Origin of the sequence: Streptomyces sp. AM 2-1-1 (genome assembly GCF_029167645.1) — a bacterium.
GTDB lineage: Bacteria > Actinomycetota > Actinomycetes > Streptomycetales > Streptomycetaceae > Streptomyces.
This window is the reverse complement of record NZ_CP119147.1, coordinates 5,493,180-5,513,228: the sequence shown is the minus strand read 5'-3', so window position 1 is coordinate 5,513,228 and position 20,049 is coordinate 5,493,180. Positions and strand designations below refer to the sequence as shown.

General features: G+C 75.1%; 18 protein-coding genes and 1 pseudogene. 4 read left to right on the top strand and 15 right to left on the bottom strand.

The annotated features are described in order from the left end of the window. Positions 1–10: 10 nt before the first annotated feature. Positions 11–844: pseudogene (locus PZB77_RS24100) on the top strand (CoA ester lyase); the annotation flags it as partial. A gap of 191 nt (positions 845–1,035) precedes the next feature. Here PZB77_RS24100 and lgt read toward each other — a convergent pair. From lgt to hisI, 11 genes are all read right to left on the bottom strand, one after another. Continuing rightward, on the bottom strand, positions 1,036–2,064 hold the full coding sequence (lgt, locus tag PZB77_RS24095) for a prolipoprotein diacylglyceryl transferase (protein ID WP_275494708.1): 1,029 nt from the start codon (positions 2,062–2,064) through the stop codon (positions 1,036–1,038). A 100-nt stretch (positions 2,065–2,164) separates the two neighbouring features. Further along, positions 2,165–2,980 carry a thioredoxin domain-containing protein gene (locus PZB77_RS24090; protein WP_275494707.1) on the bottom strand — a complete coding sequence of 272 codons (816 nt, stop codon included), beginning with the start codon at positions 2,978–2,980 and terminating at the stop codon, positions 2,165–2,167. Positions 2,981–3,055: 75 nt separating this feature from the next. Continuing rightward, on the bottom strand, positions 3,056–3,868 hold the full coding sequence (gene trpA / locus PZB77_RS24085; protein ID WP_275494706.1) for a tryptophan synthase subunit alpha: 813 nt from the start codon (positions 3,866–3,868) through the stop codon (positions 3,056–3,058). Beyond that, positions 3,865–5,151, bottom strand: a complete 1,287-nt coding sequence (gene trpB, locus PZB77_RS24080; RefSeq protein ID WP_275494705.1) for a tryptophan synthase subunit beta — start codon at positions 5,149–5,151, stop codon at positions 3,865–3,867. The genes trpA and trpB overlap by 4 nt, the downstream gene beginning before the upstream one ends. A 172-nt stretch (positions 5,152–5,323) precedes the next feature. Continuing rightward, positions 5,324–5,596, bottom strand: coding sequence for a tryptophan synthase subunit(beta) (locus tag PZB77_RS24075; RefSeq protein WP_275494704.1), 273 nt, complete (start codon positions 5,594–5,596; stop codon positions 5,324–5,326). 7 nt (positions 5,597–5,603) lie between these two features. After that, on the bottom strand, positions 5,604–6,413 hold the full coding sequence (gene trpC, locus PZB77_RS24070; protein WP_275494703.1) for an indole-3-glycerol phosphate synthase TrpC: 810 nt from the start codon (positions 6,411–6,413) through the stop codon (positions 5,604–5,606). A gap of 114 nt (positions 6,414–6,527) precedes the next feature. After that, positions 6,528–7,034, bottom strand: a complete 507-nt coding sequence (locus PZB77_RS24065) for a DUF2752 domain-containing protein (RefSeq protein ID WP_275494702.1) — start codon at positions 7,032–7,034, stop codon at positions 6,528–6,530. 130 nt (positions 7,035–7,164) lie between these two features. Further along, entirely contained in the window at positions 7,165–7,416 is a 252-nt protein-coding gene (locus tag PZB77_RS24060) for an HGxxPAAW family protein (RefSeq protein WP_275494701.1), read from the bottom strand. Positions 7,417–7,598: 182 nt separating this feature from the next. Beyond that, positions 7,599–8,249, bottom strand: coding sequence for a TIGR02234 family membrane protein (locus PZB77_RS24055; protein WP_275494700.1), 651 nt, complete (start codon positions 8,247–8,249; stop codon positions 7,599–7,601). Positions 8,250–8,263: 14 nt separating this feature from the next. Continuing rightward, complete coding sequence (locus tag PZB77_RS24050; protein ID WP_275494699.1) at positions 8,264–9,757, bottom strand: anthranilate synthase component I; 1,494 nt, start codon at positions 9,755–9,757, stop codon at positions 8,264–8,266. Between the two features lie 11 nt (positions 9,758–9,768). Beyond that, positions 9,769–10,164, bottom strand: a complete 396-nt coding sequence (gene hisI, locus PZB77_RS24045) for a phosphoribosyl-AMP cyclohydrolase (RefSeq protein WP_275494698.1) — start codon at positions 10,162–10,164, stop codon at positions 9,769–9,771. Between the two features lie 85 nt (positions 10,165–10,249). Between hisI and PZB77_RS24040 the strand changes: the two genes are divergently transcribed. Beyond that, complete coding sequence (locus PZB77_RS24040) at positions 10,250–10,882, top strand: TIGR03085 family metal-binding protein (protein ID WP_275494697.1); 633 nt, start codon at positions 10,250–10,252, stop codon at positions 10,880–10,882. Positions 10,883–10,942: 60 nt separating this feature from the next. Here the strand turns inward: PZB77_RS24040 and PZB77_RS24035 are convergent, their stop codons facing one another. From PZB77_RS24035 to PZB77_RS24025, 3 genes are all read right to left on the bottom strand, one after another. Continuing rightward, positions 10,943–12,658, bottom strand: coding sequence for a cation acetate symporter (locus PZB77_RS24035; RefSeq protein ID WP_275494696.1), 1,716 nt, complete (start codon positions 12,656–12,658; stop codon positions 10,943–10,945). Between the two features lie 205 nt (positions 12,659–12,863). Further along, the gene (locus tag PZB77_RS24030) at positions 12,864–14,192 is read right to left on the bottom strand and encodes a PucR family transcriptional regulator (protein WP_275494695.1); all 1,329 of its coding nucleotides are present in this window, start codon (positions 14,190–14,192) and stop codon (positions 12,864–12,866) included. A gap of 267 nt (positions 14,193–14,459) precedes the next feature. Beyond that, the gene (locus PZB77_RS24025; RefSeq protein WP_275496196.1) at positions 14,460–17,243 is read right to left on the bottom strand and encodes a LuxR family transcriptional regulator; all 2,784 of its coding nucleotides are present in this window, start codon (positions 17,241–17,243) and stop codon (positions 14,460–14,462) included. A 178-nt stretch (positions 17,244–17,421) separates the two neighbouring features. Between PZB77_RS24025 and PZB77_RS24020 the strand changes: the two genes are divergently transcribed. Next, entirely contained in the window at positions 17,422–18,207 is a 786-nt protein-coding gene (locus PZB77_RS24020; RefSeq protein ID WP_275494694.1) for an alpha/beta fold hydrolase, read from the top strand. 325 nt (positions 18,208–18,532) lie between these two features. After that, positions 18,533–18,967 carry a hypothetical protein gene (locus PZB77_RS24015; RefSeq protein ID WP_275494693.1) on the top strand — a complete coding sequence of 145 codons (435 nt, stop codon included), beginning with the start codon at positions 18,533–18,535 and terminating at the stop codon, positions 18,965–18,967. A gap of 78 nt (positions 18,968–19,045) precedes the next feature. Here PZB77_RS24015 and PZB77_RS24010 read toward each other — a convergent pair whose 3' ends face one another. Beyond that, the gene (locus PZB77_RS24010; protein WP_275496194.1) at positions 19,046–19,900 is read right to left on the bottom strand and encodes a dienelactone hydrolase family protein; all 855 of its coding nucleotides are present in this window, start codon (positions 19,898–19,900) and stop codon (positions 19,046–19,048) included. Positions 19,901–20,049: the final 149 nt, after the last annotated feature.

The following is a 20,049-nucleotide window of genomic DNA, read 5'->3' as shown; positions in this document are numbered from 1 at the left end:
CCGCGCCGCCGTGGCCGCCGAGCCGGGTGACACCTCCCCGTACGACACCGGCCCGGTGCCGCTGACCTGGCTGTACGTCCCCGGGGACCGGCCGGAGGTGGTGCTCAAGGCGCTGAGGGCCGGCGCGGACGTGGTGATCGTGGACCTGGAGGACGCGGTCGCCCCCGGCCGCAAGGAGTACGCGCGCTCCGCCACCGCCGAACTGCTCACCGACCCGGTGACGACCGCCGGGGACGCCGTGCCGGTCCATGTGCGGGTGCACGGGGAGGACGACGTGGTGGCACTGGCGGGGCTGCCCGGGCTCTCCGGGATACGGCTGCCCAAGATCACGCACGCGGTCTCCGTGCACCACGTGGCGGCGCTCGCCCCCGGCGTCCCGCTCTACCCGCTGCTCGAGTCGGCGCTGGCGATCGAGCACGCGTACTCCATCGCCTCGGCCCACCACGACGTGCGGGGCATCGCGCTCGGTGAGTCCGACCTCCGGGCCGATCTGGGCGTACGGGACGACGTCGGGCTCGACTGGTCCAGGAGCCGGATCGTGGTGGCGGCGCGGGCGGCCGGGCTGGAGCCGCCGGTGCAGTCGGTCTTCCCCGACGTACGCGATCTGGACGGGCTGTGGGCCTCCTGCGGGCGGGGGCGGGCGCTGGGGATGCTGGGGCGGGCGGCGATCCACCCCCGGCAGCTGCCGGTGATCGAGCGGGCGTTCCGGCCGACCGACGCGGAGCTGGAAGCGGCCGAGGAGATCGTCGAGGCGGCCCGGACGGACTCGGGCGCACTCGCCCTGCCGGACGGCCGGTTCGTGGACGCGGCGGTGGCCGCCGCCGCGCACCGCACCCTGGCGCTCGGACGGCGTACGGCCGCGTCGACGGGAGCGAGCACGGGCGCCGGGGCAGGTGCGGGTACGGGGGTCGGGGCTCAGGCCGGGGCCGGGGCGTCCGTCGGTTGACCGTTCGGCGCCGCCCGCGCGCCCCCCGTACGAGGAAGGCCGCCGCACCCCGGTCCGGGGTGCGGCGGCCTTCCTCGTACGGGGGTGGTTCAGCCGGTGCGGGCGGCGCCGTCGCTCTCCGGCCCGTCCGCGACGGCCACGGTCTCTGCCGTCGGGCCGGTCACCGTGTCGGTGCCACCGCCGGCCTTCGCCGCATCGGCCCTGTCGGCCTTCGTCAGGTCGGCCTCGGTCGAGTCGGCGTCCGTGGTGCCGCTGCCGTCACGCGCGTCCGCCGTCGTGTCCGGGGCGTCCCCGGTCCCGTCGCCGGCGCGGGGCTCCACGATCTCCTCGCGGCCGGGGCGCAGCCGGGACGAGATCACGATGTACGTGACGGCCAGCACGAAGACGATGATCGCGGTCCACACGTTCAGCCGCAGGCCGAGCACGTGGTGGGCCTCGTCGACCCGCATGTACTCGATCCAGGCGCGGCCGGTGCAGTACGCGGCGACGTACAGGGCGAAGGCCCGTCCGTGCCCGAGCCGGAAGCGGCGGTCCGCCCAGATGACCAGCAGGGCGACGCCGACGCACCAGAGCGATTCGTAGAGGAACGTCGGGTGGTAGACGCCCGCGGCCCGGTTGGGGGCCTCGCTGATCTTCAGGCCCCACGGCAGCTCGGTCGGGCGGCCGTAGAGCTCCTGGTTGAACCAGTTGCCCCACCGCCCGATGGCCTGGGCGAAGGCGATGCCGGGGGCGAGGGCGTCGGCCCAGGCGGGCAGTGGGATGCCCCGGCGACGGCAGCCGATCCAGGCGCCGACCGCGCCGAGGGAGATGGCGCCCCAGATGCCGAGGCCGCCTTCCCACACCTTGAAGGCGTCGACCCAGTCCTCACCGTCACCGAAGTACAGCTGGTAGTCGGTGATGACGTGGTAGAGACGGCCGCCCACCAGGCCGAAGGGCACCGCCCAGACGGCGATGTCGGCCACGGTGCCGGCGGTGCCGCCCCGGGCGATCCAGCGCTTGTTGCCGAACCAGACGGCGACGAAGACACCGATGATGATGCAGAACGCGTAGCCGCGGAGCGGGATCGGTCCGAGATCGATCACGCCGGTCGACGGGCTGGGGATGAAGGCAAGGTTCATGACGGAACCGACGCTACCCTGCCGGGCCGCACGGACGGCACGTCACCCGGCAACGTCTGGGTAACAGGGCGGGTTTCCACCGTCCGCGGCGGCACCGTGATCAGGAGGCCGGCGGGGTGGGGGTGAGGGTGCCGGGCCGCTTGCCCTTGTTGGCCTCTTCGACCCATTTCTTGAGGTTGGCGACCGAGATCTGCTCGTCGCCCTTCTTCGGGAAGACGGATTCGCCGTTGAGCAGCGCGGTCGGAGTGCCCTGGAAGCCGCCCGCGCTGAACGCGGCGTTCGACTTGGCGACCCAGCCGTTGTGCTTGCCGTCCTCCACGCAGCCGCGGAAGGTGGGGGTGTCGAGTCCGTCGACCTTCTTGGAGAGGTCGATCAGGGTGCTGTCCTTGCCGAAGGCGTCGTCGGTCTCGGCGGGCTGGTTGCTGTAGAGGACGTCGTGGTAGGCCACGAACTTGCCCGCATCCTGGGCGCAGGCGGCGGCGTTCGCCGCGCGCACCGAGCCCGTGCCGCCCATGTTGCCGTCGATGATGGTGGCCAGGTGGTACTCGACCCGGAGCTGTCCGCTCGCGGTGAGCTCCTCGATGGTGGAGCGGAACGCGTTCTCGAACTGGGCGCAGACCGGGCAGCGGAAGTCCTCCCAGATCGTCAGCGTGGACGGGGCGTCGCTCGCTCCCACCGGGATGGCCAGGTCGTCCTTGCCGGTGGCGCCGGACGGGGCGACGACGGGGGCGGCGCCACTGTCGTCGTCCCCGGCATTGGCCGCGATCAGGCCGATCACGGCGGCCAGCGCCAGCACGCCGACCACGGCACCGGCCACGATCAGGGTGCGGCGGCGGCGCTCCCGCGCCTTCTCCTGCTCACGCTGCTGGACGAGCCGTTCACGCGCGGCCCTTCTTCCTTCATGGTTCTCGCTCACACCCGCAGCAACGAACCGGGGAGGCACGAGCGTGCCTCCCCGGTCCCACTCCACCCGTACGGGTGACGTGAAGCGTCAGCGCTTTCGAACACCCTCGGCGAGTTCGCTCGCGAGCGCCTTCACCGCCGCCGTCCCGGCGGCGGCGTCGGGCGCGTCCAGGATCGCCTTGACGAAGGCCGTACCGACGATGACCCCGTCGGCGAAGCCGGCGACCTCGGCCGCCTGCGCCGCGTTGGAGACGCCGAGACCGACGCAGACCGGCAGGGAGGTGGTGGCGCGGGTACGGGCCACCAGCCCCTGGGCCTGGTCGCCGACCGACTCCCGGGTGCCGGTGACCCCCATGAGGGAGGCGGCGTAGACGAAGCCGGAGCCCGCCGCCGTGATGGTGGCGAGGCGCTCGTCGCGGCTGCTGGGGGCGACGACGAAGACGGTGGCGAGACCGTGCTTCTCCGCGTGCTCGCGCCACACCGCCGACTCCTGGACGGGCAGGTCGGGCAGGATGCAGCCGGCGCCGCCCGCGGCGGCCAGCTCGGCGGTGAACCGCTCGATGCCGTACCGGTCGATGGGGTTCCAGTAGGTCATCACGAGGATCGGGGCGCCGGTCGCCTCGTACGCCTCGCGGACCGTGCGCATCACGTCGGCGATGCGCACGCCGCCGCGCAGCGCGATGTCGTCGGCGGTCTGGATGACCGGACCGTCGAGCACCGGGTCGCTGTGCGGGAGGCCGACCTCGACGACGTCCGCGCCGCCGGCCACCACGGCCTTGATCGCCTCGATGCCGCCGTCCACGGTCGGGAACCCCGCCGGGAGGTAGGCGATGAGGGCGGCGCGCTTCTCGGCCTTCGCGGCCGCGAGGGTGGATTCCAGCAGTCCGATGGTGCCGCTCACTTGACGTCCCCCTCGATCTCCGCGCCGTGGCCCGCCGCGTCGGCCTCGACCGCAGCGTCGGTCTCGTACAGCCCGAAGTAACGGGCTGCCGTGTCCATGTCCTTGTCACCGCGTCCGGAGAGGTTGATGAGGATCAGCCCTTCCTCGCCCAGTTCCTTGCCGACCTCCAGGGCACCGGCCAGCGCGTGCGCGCTCTCGATGGCCGGGATGATGCCCTCGGTGCGCGAGAGCAGCCGCAGGGCCGACATCGCCTCGGCGTCGGTCACCGCCCGGTACTCGCCGCGCCCGACGTCCTTGAGGTACGAGTGCTCCGGGCCGATGCCCGGGTAGTCCAGGCCCGCCGAGATGGAGTAGGGCTCGGTGATCTGGCCCTCGTCGTCCTGGAGGACGTAGCTGCGCGAACCGTGCAGGATGCCGGGTTCGCCGGCGGTGAGGGTCGCCGCGTGCTCGCCGGTCCCGACGCCGTGCCCGGCGGGCTCGCAGCCGATGAGGCGGACGGAGGCGTCGGGGATGAAGGCGTGGAAGAGGCCGATGGCGTTGGAGCCGCCGCCGACGCAGGCGATGGCGGCGTCCGGCAGCCGGCCGGTCCGCTCCAGGATCTGGCGGCGGGCCTCCACCCCGATGACCCGGTGGAAGTCGCGGACCATGGCGGGGAAGGGGTGCGGGCCGGCGACCGTGCCGAAGAGGTAGTGGGTGCGGTCCACGTTGGCGACCCAGTCGCGGAACGCCTCGTTGATGGCGTCCTTGAGGGTGCGGGAGCCGGACTTCACGGCGACGACCTCGGCGCCGAGCATCCGCATCCGGGCGACGTTGAGCGCCTGGCGCTCGGTGTCGATCTCGCCCATGTAGATGGTGCACTCCAGGCCGAAGAGCGCGCAGGCGGTGGCGGTGGCGACGCCGTGCTGGCCGGCGCCGGTCTCGGCGATGACCCGGGTCTTGCCCATGCGCTTGGTGAGGAGCGCCTGGCCCAGCACGTTGTTGATCTTGTGCGAGCCGGTGTGGTTGAGGTCCTCGCGCTTGAGGAAGACGCGGGCGCCGCCCGCGTGTCCGGCGAAGCGGGAGACCTCGGTCAGGGCGCTGGGCCGGCCCGTGTAGTGGACCATGAGCGCGTCGAGCTCGGCGGCGAAGGCCGGGTCGGACTTGGCCTTGTCGTACTCGACGGCGACCTCGTCCACGGCGGCGACGAGCGCCTCCGGGATGAACTTGCCGCCGTAGGCGCCGAAGTAGCCTTCGGCGCTGGGGATCAGACCCTCGGGGTCCGGGACGAAGAAGTCAGAGGACATCCGACGTGCTCCTGAAGATGGCTACGGGTGGGTGCACGGGAGAGCGCCGGGGCGGGCGGAACGCCGCCGCGACCGGTATCGGTCGGGCGGCACGGCCGTGCGCCGGCGCGGCACGGACCCGGTCACGGGTGGGTGCGGCGCGGTACGCGGACGGCCCGGCTCGCCGGGGCGCTCAGGCCGTGCGCCATCGCATGCCGTTGACCTGTCCGGGCTCGTCGCCGATGACGTAACGGACCCGGCGGCCGAGCACCCGGCGGGCGGGGGCCCGGCACCCCCGGTGCCAGAACGGCGGGGCGCAGCGCCGGGGCTGCGGGTGGCCGAGCGGGGGGAGCGCGGGCCGGCCGCCGCCGTGCGCCAGGGGCGCGCGCGGCTCACGCACCGGCGGCCCGGCGGGGCGGAAGCCCGGCGGGGACGGCGGTGCGGAGCGCGGGGGGCGGCCGGTCACGGTGGGGTCAGCCCCGTCCGTGGCGGAGCGCGGGGTGGGTGCCGGCGGCAACCAGGTCGGCCACGGCGGCGCGCGGGTCGCGACCGGTGACCAGCGACTCGCCGACGAGCACGGCGTCCGCGCCGGCGTTGGCGTACGCGATCAGGTCGTGCGGGCCCCGGACACCGGACTCGGCGACCTTGACGATGTGGTCGGGGATCTCGGGGGCCACCCGCTCGAAGGTGGAGCGGTCGACCTTGAGGTCCTTGAGGTTGCGGGCGTTGACGCCGATGATCCGGGCCCCGGCGGCGACCGCGCGCTCGGCCTCCTCCTCGTCGTGGGCCTCGACGAGCGGGGTGAGGCCGATGGACTCGGCGCGCTCGATCAGGGAGACGAGGGCCTCCTGGTCGAGGGCGGCGACGATCAGCAGGGCGAGGTCGGCGCCGTAGGCGCGGGCCTCCCACAGCTGGTAGGAGGTGACGATGAAGTCCTTGCGCAGGACCGGGATGTCGACCTTGGCGCGGACCGCTTCCAGGTCCGCGAGCGAGCCGCCGAAGCGGCGCTGCTCGGTGAGGACCGAGATGACGGAGGCGCCGCCGGCCTCGTAGTCCGCGGCGAGCGCGGCGGGGTCGGCGATGGCGGCCAGGGCGCCCTTGGACGGGCTGGAGCGCTTGACCTCGCAGATGACGGTCACGCCCTCGCCGCGCAGCGCGGCGACTCCGTCCTTGGCCCGGGGAGCGCGCGCGGCGCGTTCCTTGAGCTCGTCGAGGCTGACGCGCGCCTGCCGCTCCGCGAGGTCGGCACGGACGCCGTCAATGATCTCGTCGAGCACACTCACGCGAGCGGCCCCCTTCCGGAACGAACGAATGGAACAGGATCAGCCGTCTCGATGGTATCCGCAGGAGGCCGGAGGGCTCGCATCCGGCCACCACGGGTCCCAGCAGGTGGTCGCTCAGGGTGCCAGGGCACTGCCCGCGGGGAGGTTGCGGACGACGCTGAAGACCACCATGAGGGCGCCGATCCCCCACCACCACCGGGGCGGGACGCCCACGCGCAGGGGCCGGCGACGGGCGGTCCGTACGAGCCAGAGCGCCCAGAAGGCGGCGAAGAGGAGGTAGCCGGCGGTGGCGACGGCGTTGCTGCCGAGGGCGGTGAGGAGGTCGCCGTGGGCGAAGGCGTGGGCGCTGCGCAGCCCTCCGCAGCCGGGGCAGAGCAGGCCGGTGAGGCGGAAGAGCGGGCAGACCGGGTAGTGGCCCGGTTCGTTGGGGTCGACCGTGGCGACGTAGCCGAAGGCCCCGGCGACGGCGGCCAGGGTGGCGGCCGGCGCGGCGAAGCGTCGCGGGCCCGCGGCCGGGCGCCGGGGCGGGTGGGCGTGGGGGTACGGACTACCGGGGGCGTGCCCGGCGGGGCGTGCGGCGTCCCGCGGCGGGGGCGCGGCGGGGAGGGGCGAGGCGTCCACGCGCCGATTGTGCCCCGGGAACGCGGAGAGGCGCAGCCCGGGGTGGGCTGCGCCTCGCGTGTCGCACCTCACCGGGGGCGGGCCGGGCGCCCGTGCGGGCAGGGCCCCGCTCGGCGGGCGTACCCGTACGTCAGTGGCTGACCTGGGCCTCACCGGCGCGGGCGCGGGCGGCGGCGTACTCCGGCGACTCCTTCGGGGTGCCGAGTCCGGCCATCTTCATCGCCAGGCCCACGAGGGCGCCCACGAGGATCACGCCCATGCCGGCCCAGAATCCGGCCGGGTTGGCCGCGACCATGAAGACGCCTGCGACACAGAAGCCGATGAAGGCGATGATGACACCGGTCCAGGCGGCCGGGGTGTGTCCGTGGCTGCTGCCCGCCATGAGTTGCTCCTCGTTGGTGTTGCGCGGTCCGTGCGGTGTGTACCGCGGGTCTCGCGGTGGGTGGGAACCACTCCCATTGTCCCGTACGCGGGGCGGCGGGTGCGCCGGGGGTCGGTGGTCCCGGTCGTGCCCGGGGCCTCGGGCCGTGTCCGGGGCCCCGGTCGGGTCCGGCGGGAGGCCCGCTACCCCGTCGGGTCCTCGCCCCGGTCCAGGGCCTTCCACAGCTCCTCGGGCCGGTCGGGGTCCCGGGGGGTGCGGGGGGCCTTGCGGGGGCGGGGGGTGCCGTCGCGCTCGTACCGGCCGGACATGGTCGGCCAGCGGCTGCCGAAGCGCAGCGCGAGCACCCCGGCGATCAGGATGAACAGGCCGCCGGCGGCGGTGACGAAGGGCCACGCGGTGTGGCTGAGCGCGGCGACGGTGGCGGCGGAGTCACCGGTGGCCGCGGCCGCCTTCTCGTCCAGGGCGGCGCCGTCCGAGGTGCCCGCCCAGGCGCTGATGCCGGCGCCGAGGCCGCTGACCGCCAGCAGTCCGGCGACGACGAGACGGCCGGCCCCGCGGACGGCGAACACGGCGACGAGCGCGGCGAGGCCGACGATCGCCAGGGCGGCGGGGACACCGGTGACGTCCTGTCCGTCAGCGGTCAGCGGGATGCTGCCGCCTGCCACGGCGGCGTCGCCCCGGGCCCAGGTCTGCCCGGAGGCCAGCAGGACGACGGCGGCCCCGAGCGCGCCGAGGAGCAGCCCGAGGGCCAGGCTCCGGCGGCTCGCCGGGGCGTCCGACGCGGTGGTACGGGCACGGGGCTGGGGTACGGGGACGGCACTCACGCCTTCCACTATCCCCTACCGCCTCAGTGGTCGCGGAGCCGGTTGGCCGTATGGACGGCGCGGAGCACGGCGGCGGCCTTGTTGCGGCACTCGTCGTCCTCGGCCACCGGGTCGGAGTCGGCGACCACGCCGGCGCCGGCCTGGACGTAGGCGGTGCCGTCGCGGAGCAGCGCGGTGCGGATCGCGATGGCGGTGTCGGAGTCGCCGGCGAAGTCGAGGTAGCCGACGCAGCCCCCGTACAGGCCGCGGCGGTTGGGTTCGAGCTCCTCGATGATCTGCATGGCGCGCGGTTTGGGCGCTCCGGAGAGGGTGCCGGCGGGGAAGCAGGCGGTGAGGACGTCGAAGGCGGTGCGGCCCTCGGCGACGCGGCCGGTGACGGTCGAGACGATGTGCATGACGTGGGAGTACTTCTCCACGGACATGAAGTCGACCACCTCCACGCTGCCGGGTTCGCAGACGCGTCCGAGGTCGTTGCGGCCGAGGTCGACGAGCATGAGGTGCTCGGCGCGCTCCTTGGGGTCGGCGAGGAGTTCCTCGGCGAGCGCCTGGTCCTCCTGCGGGGTGGCGCCCCGGTGCCGGGTGCCGGCGATGGGGTGGACCATGGCGCGGCCGTCCTCGACCTTGACGAGGGCCTCGGGGCTGGAGCCCACGACGTCGAACCCGTCGAAGCGGAAGAGGTACATGTACGGGGAGGGGTTGGTGGCCCGCAGCACCCGGTAGACGTCGAGCGCGCTCGCGGTGCACGGGGTCTCGAAGCGCTGGGAGGGCACGACCTGGAAGGCTTCCCCGGCCCGGATGCGCTCCTTGATGTCCTCGACGGCCTCCTGGTAGGCCGGCCCGCCCCAGAGGGCGGTGTAGGGGGGCAGTGCGGAGGGGGGCAGGACGGCCGGGGCGTTCTCGACGGGGCGGCGCAGGTCCCGCTCCATGGCGTCGAGCCGGGTGACGGCGTCGGTGTACGCCTCGTCGACGCCGCTCTCCAGGTCGTTGTGGTTGATCGCGTTGGCGATCAGCAGGACGGTGCCGTCCCAGTGGTCGAGCACGGCGAGGTCGGAGGTGAGCATCATGGTGAGCTCGGGGAGCCGGAGGTCGTCGCCGCCGTGGTCGCCGATGCGTTCCAGGCGGCGCACGATGTCGTAGCCGAGGTAGCCGACCATGCCGCCGGTGAAGGGCGGCAGCCCTTCGGTGTCCGCCAGGTCGCGGGGGGTGTGCAGCGCCTCGGTGGTCGCACGGAGCGCCTGGAGCGGGTCGCCGTCCAGCGGGACGCCGACGGGCGGGGTGCCGATCCAGTGTGCCCGGCCGTCGCGCGCGGTCAGGGTGGCGTCGCTGCGGACGCCGATGAAGGAGTACCGCGACCAGGTGCGGCCGTTCTCCGCGGATTCCAGCAGGAAGGTGCCGGGGCGTTCGGCGGCGAGCTTGCGGTAGAGGCCGACCGGGGTGTCGCCGTCCGCGAGGAGCCGCCGGACGACGGGGATGACGCGCCGGTCCACGGCCAGCTTGCGGAAGGTGTCGAGATCCATGGCGGCAGGCCTCACGGGGTGTCGGTGGTGAGCAGGACGTCGCGGTCGAAGCAGGTGCGGGCGCCGGTGTGGCAGGCCGCGCCCGTCTGGTCGACCTTGACGAGGACGGTGTCGGCGTCGCAGTCGAGGGCGACGGAGACGACGCGCTGGGTGTGACCGGAGGTGTCCCCCTTGACCCAGTACTCCTGGCGGCTGCGGGACCAGTACGTGCAGCGGCCGGTGGTGAGGGTGCGGTGCAGGGCCTCGTCGTCCATCCAGCCGAGCATGAGCACCTCGCCCGTGTCGTACTGCTGGGCGATGGCGGGGACGAGTCCGTCCGCGCCGCGCTTGAGGCGCGCGGCCACGGCCGGATCGAGGGTGCCTGCGGGCGGGGTACCGGGCGTGCCGGACGGGGGCGTGCTGCTCATGGGCCCCATTGTGCCGCGACCGCGGGGGCCGGACGGCGCCCGGTCCACTGGGCGGACCGCGTGCCGCAGTCGTAGGCTGGCCGGCATGTCGACCCATGCGAAGCGTGAACGTCTTCTGCTCGCCGACCTGTTGGAGGCGGCGGGCCCCGAGGCTCCGACCCTGTGCGACGGCTGGCTGACCCGGGACCTCGCCGCCCACCTGGTGGTGCGGGAGCGCCGGGCCGACGCGGCGGCCGGACTGGTGCTGAGCCCGCTGAAGAACCGGCTGGAGCGGGTGCGGCAGGAGTACGCGGCCAAGCCGTACGAGGAGTTGATCCAGCTCATCAGGACGGGGCCGCCGCGTCTCTCCCCGTTCGGGCTGAAGCAGGTGGACGAGGTGGCCAACACCGTGGAGTTCTACGTCCACGCCGAGGACGTGCGCCGGGCGCAGCCCGACTGGTCGCGGCGGGAGCTGGACCCGGTCTTCGCGGACGTCCTGTGGTCGCGGTTGGAGCGGACGGCCCGGATGCTGGGGCACCGCTCCCCGGTGGGACTGGTGCTGCGCCGCCCGGACGGTCGGACGGCGGTGGCGCGCAAGGGCACGCCGGTGGTGACGGTGACCGGGGAGCCGGGCGAGTTGCTGCTCTTCGCGTTCGGCCGGCAGTCGGCGACGACGGTGGGCCTGGAGGGCGGGGAGGAAGCGGTGGAGCGGCTCCGGCTGACGCAGCTGGGGATGTGAGGCGGCCGCCCCCGGCGGCCCGCGAACGGCGGCGCGCGGGGGCGGCCCCGACGGGTGGTCTCAGGCCGGGGTCGTCGTGTCGTGGCTCCGCGGGGCCGTCGTGTCGTGGCTCCGCGGGGCCGTCGTGTCGTGGCTCCGCGGGGCCGTCGTGTCGTGGCTCCGCGGGTCCGGACGGGCGTGGCGCGGCCAGCCGGTGGCGGGAGCGGCCGGGGCGGCTTCCTTCCCCTCCGGCCCGCGCGTGCGGGCGGGGCGGCGGGAGCCGAGCGAGGCCAGCAGGAACCCCGCCGGGACGGTGACGAGCCCCGGGGTCTGCAGCGGGAACCAGTGGAAGTTGTGGTCGGGGAAGAGGGCGATCGGGGTCCCGGAGACCGCCGGTGAGAAGGCCATCAGCAGGACGATCAGCGGCAGCGTCCCGTAGACCGTCCAGCGCACCCCCCGTGCGGTGAAACCGGGCCTGAAGAGGGCGTGCAGCAGGATCGGCGGCAGGACGGAGGCGGCCGCCGCGAAGGAGAGCGAGAGCAGCACCTGCGGGTTGCGCTCGTGGGTGTACGCGGCGACGAGGACCGCGAGCGCGCCGATCGCGACGACGGCCCAGCGGGCCCGGCGGATCTCCCGGGCAGACGCCCGGCCCTCGCCCTGGGCCCCCGAGTGCGCCGCGAAGTCCCGCGCGACGCTGGAGGCGGCGGCGAGGGTGATGCCGGCGACGGCGGCGAGCGTGGTGGCGAAGGCGGCGCAGGCGACGAGGGCGAAGAGCAGGCTCTGGCGGGGGCCCGCCGCCCCGGGGTCGAGCGCGCCGGTCACCATCAGCAGGGCGGTGTTGCCGCCCGGGTCCCCGGCGCGCAGCACGTCCGCGCCGAGCAGGGCGGACGCGCCGAGCCCCACCACGACGATCCCGGCGCAGAGGACGGCGACCGGGGCGACGGCCCAGATCCGGATCCGGCGCGCGGTGCGGGCGTCGCGCAGCGGGTGCAGGCGCATCGTGAGGTGCGGCATGCAGGCGGCCCCGAGGACCAGGGTGATCTGAAAGCCGATCAGGTCCAGCGCCCCGGTGCCGGTGCGGCCGAACTGGCCGCCGGGCACGGCGTAGTGGGCGCCGTCGCCGCTTCCGGTGCGCGCGGCGTCGTAGAGGGCGAAGGGGGACCAGCCGTACCGGGCGAGGACGAGCCCGGCGAGCAGGGTGACGGCGGCGACCACCACGCCGACCTTGAGGATCTGGACGTAGCCGGTGCCGCGCATGCCGCCGAGGGCGGAGTAGCCGGCCATCAGGACCCCGCTGGCGACGGTGCATCCGGTCACGGCCCCCTCCGGCAGTCCGAACATGGCTGCCATCACCTTGCCCGCGGTGGTGAGCTGGACGAGGAGGAGGGGGGTCAGCACGGCCAGCGTGGCGATGCCCAGCGCCCTGCGGACCGAGGGGTCTCGGAGGCGGGTGGCGAGGAAGTCGCCGAGGGTGAACACCCCCGCGGCCCGCAGCCGTTCGGAGAAGAGCCGCATGACGAGCACCAGCGAGACGACGGTCGCGAGGGCGAAGGTCATCCCGTCGAAGCCGGCGAGCGCCACCGAGCCGGTGGTGGAGAGCAGGGTGGCGGCGGAGATGTAGTCGCCGGCGATGGCGAGCCCTCCGCCGACGGGGCCGAGGGCCGCGCCGCCGCCCGCGTAGAAGTGTTCCGGGTCGTCCTGGTCGGCGGCGGCGAGGCCGCACAGCAGCAGGGAGAGCGCGACGAACCCGAGGAAGATCACCACTGCGAGGGAACGCGCGTCGGCAAAGGAGGACATGGAGGGTACGGCACCAGAGGGCCCGGTCCGCGTACAGGGCACGGGCACTCGGGGATGCGCGGGTACAGGGGGCGGGCACGCACCTTGTGCGCGGCCACACCCGGGACGGCGGGCCCGGCCCGGCGCGGCCCCCGTCCCCGTCCCCGCCCCCGCGGGCATGCGGCCCGTCCTCGACGCCGCTCGGGCGCCGCTCCCGGGCGGCCGCTCAGCCGCCGAGCAGCCGCCGGGCCGCGAGGGCCAGGCACACCTCCACCGCGTCGGCCGGGCGGGTCAGGCAGCGTCCGGAGAGCTGCTCGAACCGGCGCAGCCGGTTCAGGACGGTGTTGCGGTGGCAGTAGAGCCGGGCTCCGGCGCGCTGGGCCGATCCGTCGGCTTCGAGCCAGGCGGTGAGCGTCTCGATGAGGACGTCGCGGTCGGCGGGGTCGATGCCGTCGAGGGGCCCCAGCACCCGGTCGGCGAGCGCGCTCCCGAGGGCGGGCGAGGACACGACCAGCGCGGTCGGCAGGTTCTCGTCGAGCAGGACGAGGCCGCCGGAGGCCGGGCAGGCCCGCAGGGCCGTCTCGGCGTGGCGCCGGGCCTCGCCGAGCGCCGCGAGCCCTTCGACGACGGAGCTGACCCCGACCCTGACGCCGGCCGGGACCGTCATGCGCGTCGTCAGGAGGGCGAGTCCGCCGCCCTGACCGGGCTTCCCCGCCGTCCGCCGGCTCTCGCCGGCCCGGTCCGCGGAGGCACCGGGTTCCAGTGCCACGACGGCCAGTTCGGCGTCGGCGCCGGTGTGCCAGAGCGCCGTGGTCCCGTCCGGCAGGACCAGGGGCGGGGAGGTGGCGGCGTGCGGGGCCCGGTGGGCGGTCCGCACGGCGAGGACCGCGTACCGGCCGTCTTCCGCCAGTCCCAGCATCGTCGCGGCGTCGGGCAGGTCGGCGATGCGGGCGGTGCCGTCCAGCAGCGCCGCCGTCATCAGCCGTTGCTGGTTCTCGCGGCGCCAGTCGATCCGCCGTTCCGCCTGTCGGTAGGCCTCGGTGAGGACCTGGCAGTGCTCGTCGACGAAGTTCCACACGTCGGCGGCGACGTGGACGAGGAGGCGTACGTCCTCCGGGTCGCGGCGGGCGGTCTCGTCGACCAGCCCCTGCCACACCATCGCCCCGCCGAGCCGGAACGCGTGCAGGACCGCGTCGAGCGGTACGCGCTGCTCCGCCCTGATCTCACCGATCCACCGGGTGGTGCGGTGGGCGGCCTCCCGGAACTCGCGGGGCTGGATCAGCGAGCCGACGTTGTGGCGCAGCGAGTGGTGGACCTCCTGCCAGATGTCGGCGCGGGCGGCCTCGATCGCCGCCCGGTAACCGGGCTCCTGCGCGTACAACGTCTCGACGAGCCGTTCGGTCAGTTCGGGCAGCTCTTCGAGGAGCACCCGGGCCGCGCGGTGCAGTACGCCGACCGCTTCCCGGTCGACCAGGGAGCGGAAACGCTGGGGCAGCGGGGTGACGGGGGGCGTCGTGTGCAGCGCCCTGATCCGAGGGCGTACGACCTGTGGCATGGCGGCCTCCACCGGGATTCGGCCGGACCCGAGGGCGCCGGCCCGGGCACTCGGCCCGGTGGGGGCGCGAGCGCAACCGAACGATCCTGACGCCCGCAGAATGACATACCGGCCAGTCGGTACCTAGGGGTGTGCGGCGTCCTTATCATCACGGTCCGGCAACCTGCCGGACACATCCGGCCCCGGGAGCGGCACCGGCTCGGGGAACGCCCGAGGTCAGCGGGCCGGCGGAGCGGACCCGAGCGTCGGGCGGCGCCGCGGCAGCCGCTACTCCCCCATCACACGGGCGAGTTCGGTGCGGGAGCGGACCCCGAGGACGGCGAAGACGTTGCGCAGGTGGTGGTCGACGGTGCGGGGGCTGAGCGAGAGACGCCGGGCGATCTCCCGGTTGGTGGCGCCCTCGGCGACGCAGCGGGCGACGCGTTGCTGCTGCGGGGTGAGACCGGCCGGCGTGCCGCCGTCGGTGGCCGGCGGGTCCACCGCCTCGCCGGCGGCCCGGAGTTCGCCGGTCGCCCGTTCGGCCCAGGCGCGGGCGGAGCAGCGCTCGAAGCCGACCAGGGCGTCGCGCAGCGGGTCCCTCGCCTCGCGGGTGCGCCGGCGTCGGCGCAGCCACTGCCCGTACAGGAGTTGGGTGCGGGCGCGTTCGAAGTCGCCGCCGGCCACGTCGTGGTGGGCGAGCGCCTCCGTGTACCGCGCCTCGGCCTCGTCGGCGGGGGCCAGCAGCGCGCGGCAGCGGGCGAGTTGGGCGGGGGCGTGCGGATCGACGGTACGCGCCGTCCAGATCTCGAACTCACGTACCCCGTCGGCTAGTTCGGCGGCCCATTCGACGCTCCGGCCGGCCAGCACGGCGGCTTCGACGTAGCACGGCAGGGCGAGCATCCGGATGCCGAAGTGGCCGTGGCGCGGGCCGGGCCGCACCAGGGGGGCGAGCCGTGCGGCCGCCTCGCCCGTACGGCCCGCCGCCAGGTCCGCGCGGGCGACCGCCCAGGTGGCGAGGGTGGCGGCCTGGACGAGACCGTGCGGTCCCGCCCCGGCCAGCGCGGTGTCCGCGTGGGCGGCGCACGCCTCGGCAGGCCCTTCGACCGAGGCCGCCAGCGCGAGGACGGCGTGCAGGTGGGTGGAGGTGTTGGACTGCCCGGTACGGCGGGCCGCGTGCAGGCCCTCCAGGGCGTGCGCCCTCGCCCTGGAGTGCCGGCCGGCCCGGAGTTCCGCGTAGGCGAGCTGTTCGAGGGCGTGCGCGAGAAGGACCTCGGGTCCGGTGCTCCGCACGGCGGCCAGGGCACGGGCCCCGGCCCGGCAGGCGCTCTCGGCCTCGCCGACCACCAGCGCGCAGGCGGTCGCCCGCAGCAGGGCGCCGGTGTCCTCGTCGGCCTCGGCCGCGCGCAGGCACTGGGCGAGCAGCTCGTGGCCCTGCGCGGTCCGTCCCGCGAAGACCGCCCGCACGCCCGCGAGGTAGGGCGCCACCGACGGGTCGTGCGGGCGGTCGGGGATCCGGCCCAGGGCGTCGAGGTAGGCGATGGCGTCACCGCTCGCCCAGGCGGCCTCGGCCGCGGCGAGCAGGGCGGCGACGGCACGGCCGGGGTCGTGGGGGGCGAGTCCGGCCGCCGCGGCGAGCAGGGCCTCGCGGGCGTCGGCTGCCGGTCCGTCGCGCAGCGCGAGCATCCCGCGCGTGAACGGGGCGAGGCCGCCCGCCGGTACGCGCCGGGACGCGGTGCCCGCCGGTGTCCGCGCGGGAGGCACCGGGGTGCCCGGTCCGGCGGCGACGCGGGCGAGGAGGGCGCGGGCGCGGCCGGTGTCACCCGCGAGGCGGGCGTGTTCGGCGGCCGCGGCGAACCGGGCGGCCCGCTCCGCCTCGTCCGTGGAGAGGAGGGCGGCGCGGATGAGGGCGGCGGAGCGCTCGGCGTGCGGCCGGGGGGCGGCTGCGGCCCGCTCCAGCGCGTCGGCGAGGGCGGCGTCCGGTGCCGGGGCCGCGCAGGCGCGCTGCACGAGCGCGGGCAGCGGAAGCGCGGGGACCTGGCCGAGCAGCGCGGCGAGCAGTTCGTGGGCGGCCCGCCGGTGCGCGGACGGGGCGTGCCGCAGCACCGCCCGGGAGAGCAGCGGATGGCTGAAGTGGACCCTGCTGCCGGTGCGTTCGAGGATCCCGGGGATACCGCCGGGCCCGAAGAGCGCGCGGTCGAGCAGCGGGGCGCCGAGCCCGGCCCGGTGTCCGGCCCGCAGGAGCAGCCCCGCGTCCGCACCGGTGCCCTCCGGCTCGTGTTCCTGGGCCGCGGCGGCGAGCAGCAGCAGGGTGCGGGTGCCGGCCGGGAGGCCGTCGAGCTGGGCGGCGTGGGCGTCGAGCACACTCTCGCCGCCGGGCAGCGGGAAGGGCAGCACCGTGCGGCCGGCCACCTGGTCGGCGGTGAGGTGCCCGACGAGCCCGGCCAGCAGCCGGGGGTTGCCCGCCGCCTCCCGCACCAGTTCACCGCGGACCACCGGGTCGATGTCCGTCCTGCCGGTGAGGCGCTCCAGCAGCGCGGCCGCCGCCCTGTCGTCGAGCGGGCCGAGGCGGAGGGCGGGCAGGCCGGCGAAGCTCGTCTCGTCGGCCGCGGTGATCAGGACGGCGGCCCGGCTGCCCGCCCCGAGTCTGCGGGCGGCGAAGCCGAGGGCGGCCCTGGATTCGGGGTCCCAGGCGTGCGCGTCGTCCACGCAGACCAGCGCCGGCCGGTCGGCGCCGGCTTCCCGCAGCAGGGTGAGCAGCGTGTCCGGGGTGAAGCCGGAGCGCAGCACCCGGTCCGCCGGTACGGAGAGCGGGCCCGGCGCCGAACAGAGCAGGGCGTGCAGGCCGCTGCGTGCGAGACGGCGCTCGGCGGGTACCGCCGCCGCCCGCAGCACGGGCCCCCCGCTCCGGGCGTGGTGCGCGGCGACCGCGGCGTCGAGCAGCGCGCTGCGGCCGAGGCCGGGCGGCGCGGTCACCACCAGGGCGCCGCCGTCGCCCTGCGCGAGGCGGCCCAGGAAGGTTTCCACTATGGCGAGTTCACCGCTGCGGCCGTACAGCCGGAGCGGACTGTGCACGGTCGTCGAGGGAGTCACACTCGCACGCTACGTCCGGGTGAACAGGGCCGGAAGACACGCGTCCGCGCCTTCCGTCCGGGCGGCCGGGTGCGGTGCGCCGTCCCAGGGCGGCGGCCCCGCGCCTGTGCGCGCGCACAGATTCCGGCGCGCCCTCCCGCCCCGAACGTACTTTCGTGGCATGACGACCGAACTCCGTTCCGACCTCCGCACCGAGGACGGGCTGACTCTGCGCTACTGGTCCTGGTCCCGCGATCCGGATCCGGCGCTGCCTCCCGTCGTCCTGCTGCACGGCTTCGCCGCGCACTCCCGGCTGAACTGGGAGGGCCCGGGGGTGGTGGAGGCGCTCCTCGCGGCCGGCCGCCGGGTGTACGCGCTGGACGCCCGGGGACACGGCGCCTCGGAGAAGCCGCACGACGAGGCGCGCTACGGCGAGGAGTTGATGGCGGCGGACGTGCGGCGCCTCGCCGACCACCTGGACGTCCCCGCCTACCACCTCGCCGGATACTCGATGGGCGCGATCGTCGCGCTGCTGACGGCGGCGGCCGATCCCCGGGTCACCCGGCTGGTGACCGGGGGCGTCGGCGCGGGCGTGGTGGAGGTGGGTGGCCTGGACACCCGGGCGATGCCGCCCGAACTGGTGTCGGCCGCGCTGATCGCCGACGACCTGGACGAGGTGCCCGAACAGGCCCGGGGCTTCCGGGCGTTGGCCGACGCCACCGGCTCCGACCGGTACGCGCTGGCCGCCCAGATCCGCGCCGCGTACCGGGGCCCGGTGCCGCTGGACCGGATAACGGTGCCCACCCTCGTCCTGGCGGGGGACGCCGACCCGCTCGCCGTACGTCCCGAGGTGCTGTCCGGCGCCATCCGGGGCGCCCGGCCGGTGGTGCTGCCCGGCGACCACCTGACCGTGGTGCGCGAGCCGGGTTTCGCCGCCGCGATCACGGAGTTCCTCGCGGCGGGGTGAGCGGCGGCCGGAGTACCGGGCGAGTGTTGCGCTCATCCGGCCGGGGGCGCCCCGTCGGGAGCCCGCACTCGCCCGGTACCGCACCCGCGCCTCCTCGACCGCTCCCACCGGGATCCCCGGATCCCCGGATCCCCCGGACCGCGGCTTCGACCCGGGCTCCCTCCGAAGGCGTGGGGAGCGTGTGACACAGTGAGCCGGCCGCCGCGGGCCGGGGCCTTGCCCGACCCGCTTCGCCGGCGCACGACCGGGCGGGACGGTCACGGGACGGCGCACGTCTTCCGTGGCGTCGCCCGCCCCCGCACCATCCCCTTCCAGGAGCACATCCATGAACGCCAAGCGCCACCGTCTGCTGCTCGCCGCCGTCACCCCTCTGCGCGCACCCGGAGAACGGGTCGAGGTGTCGACCATCGTGAACCTGAAGACGGTCTCCGTACGCAGGACGGCGGCCTTCGCGGCTGCCTCGGCCATCCTCAGCGCGGGCGCCATGAGCGTGATCCCCGTACCGGTCCCCATGTACCTGGTCATGACGGACCGCCACTTCTTCGTCTTCCGGGCCAACCCGAACTTCGCCCGGCCCGGGGAGCATCTGATGACGTTCGCGCGGGCCGGCCTCGTCCGCACCCGGATCAGGGAGCGCCTGCTCAACTCGTCCTTCGTCGTCTCCTCGCCCGACGACGTCCAGGGACTGCGGATCGTCTTCCCGCTGGTCGGCCGCAAGGACCGGAACGCGATAGCCGCCGCCCTGCCGGTGGCCGGCTGAGCCCCGGCGCCCGCGAGCACGAGGAGCCGGACCACCGCGTACGGCGATCCGGCTCCCGGTCCGACGGGCCCCGCGGTCCTACGAGGTGTGCGGGCAGGTGCCCCGGTACTCGGAGATGGTCAGGCTCGCCGAGGGGAGCGGGCAGAGGAACTGCTCGTAGCGGGTGTCGTCGTCGATGAAGCGCTTCAGCCACGAGATGCTGTACTTCGCGATCGTCGTGTTCGACGAGTTGGGCGTGAAGTGGGTGGCGCCGCGCAGCTCCAGGTACGCCTTGTCCAGCGTGCCGGGCAGCGTGTTGTAGAACGGCTTGGAGTGGGTGAGCACCGGGGCGATGGTGTCGCCGTCCGCGCCGATCACCAGGGTGGGTGTGCGCACCTCGGGCCAGGTGGTGTCGGTGTTCCAGCCGGTCAGCGGGATCGCCGCCTTGAGCGAGGTGCGGCTCTTCGCCGCCTCCAGGGTGCCGCCGCCGCCCATGGAGTGGCCCATCACGCCGAGGCGGGAGGAGTCGATCCGGGTGCGCACCGAGCTGCTCTTGGTGAGGTAGTCGAGCGCGGACAGGAGCTGGCGGCCGCGGCTGTCGGGCTGGTCGAGCGTGGTGTTGGTGTCGATGGTGAAGACCACGAAGCCCTGCGAGGCGAGACGCGGGCCGAGCCACGCGATGCTCGACTGGTAGGCGGTGAACCCGGGTGCGATGACGACGGCGCCGAAGGTGCCGTCCGACGTGGACGTCGGGTAGTAGATCGTGCCGCCGCCGAAGCCGGTGACGCCGAGCGAGGAGACGGAGGTCTGCGAGGTGGCGTACGAGCCGCGCAGCGCCTCGATGCTGGAGGAGGTCGGCGCCGGGCCGCGCTCGTAGGGGTTGGTGGCGGCCTGCGCTCCGGCCGGGTTGAACGCGGTGAGCAGACCGGCGGTGACCGCCGCCGCGGCGAACATGCCCTTGACGGCACGGAAGCGGCTCATGGGCGTCCGGCGCCGCGATGCCGTGTCGCCGGGGGTGAGGAGGTGCTGCACGGGGGGAGTCCTCTCGGTGGGGGCGTACCCCGCCGGACACTTCCCGGGGACCGTCGTCCGAGGTCCCGGGG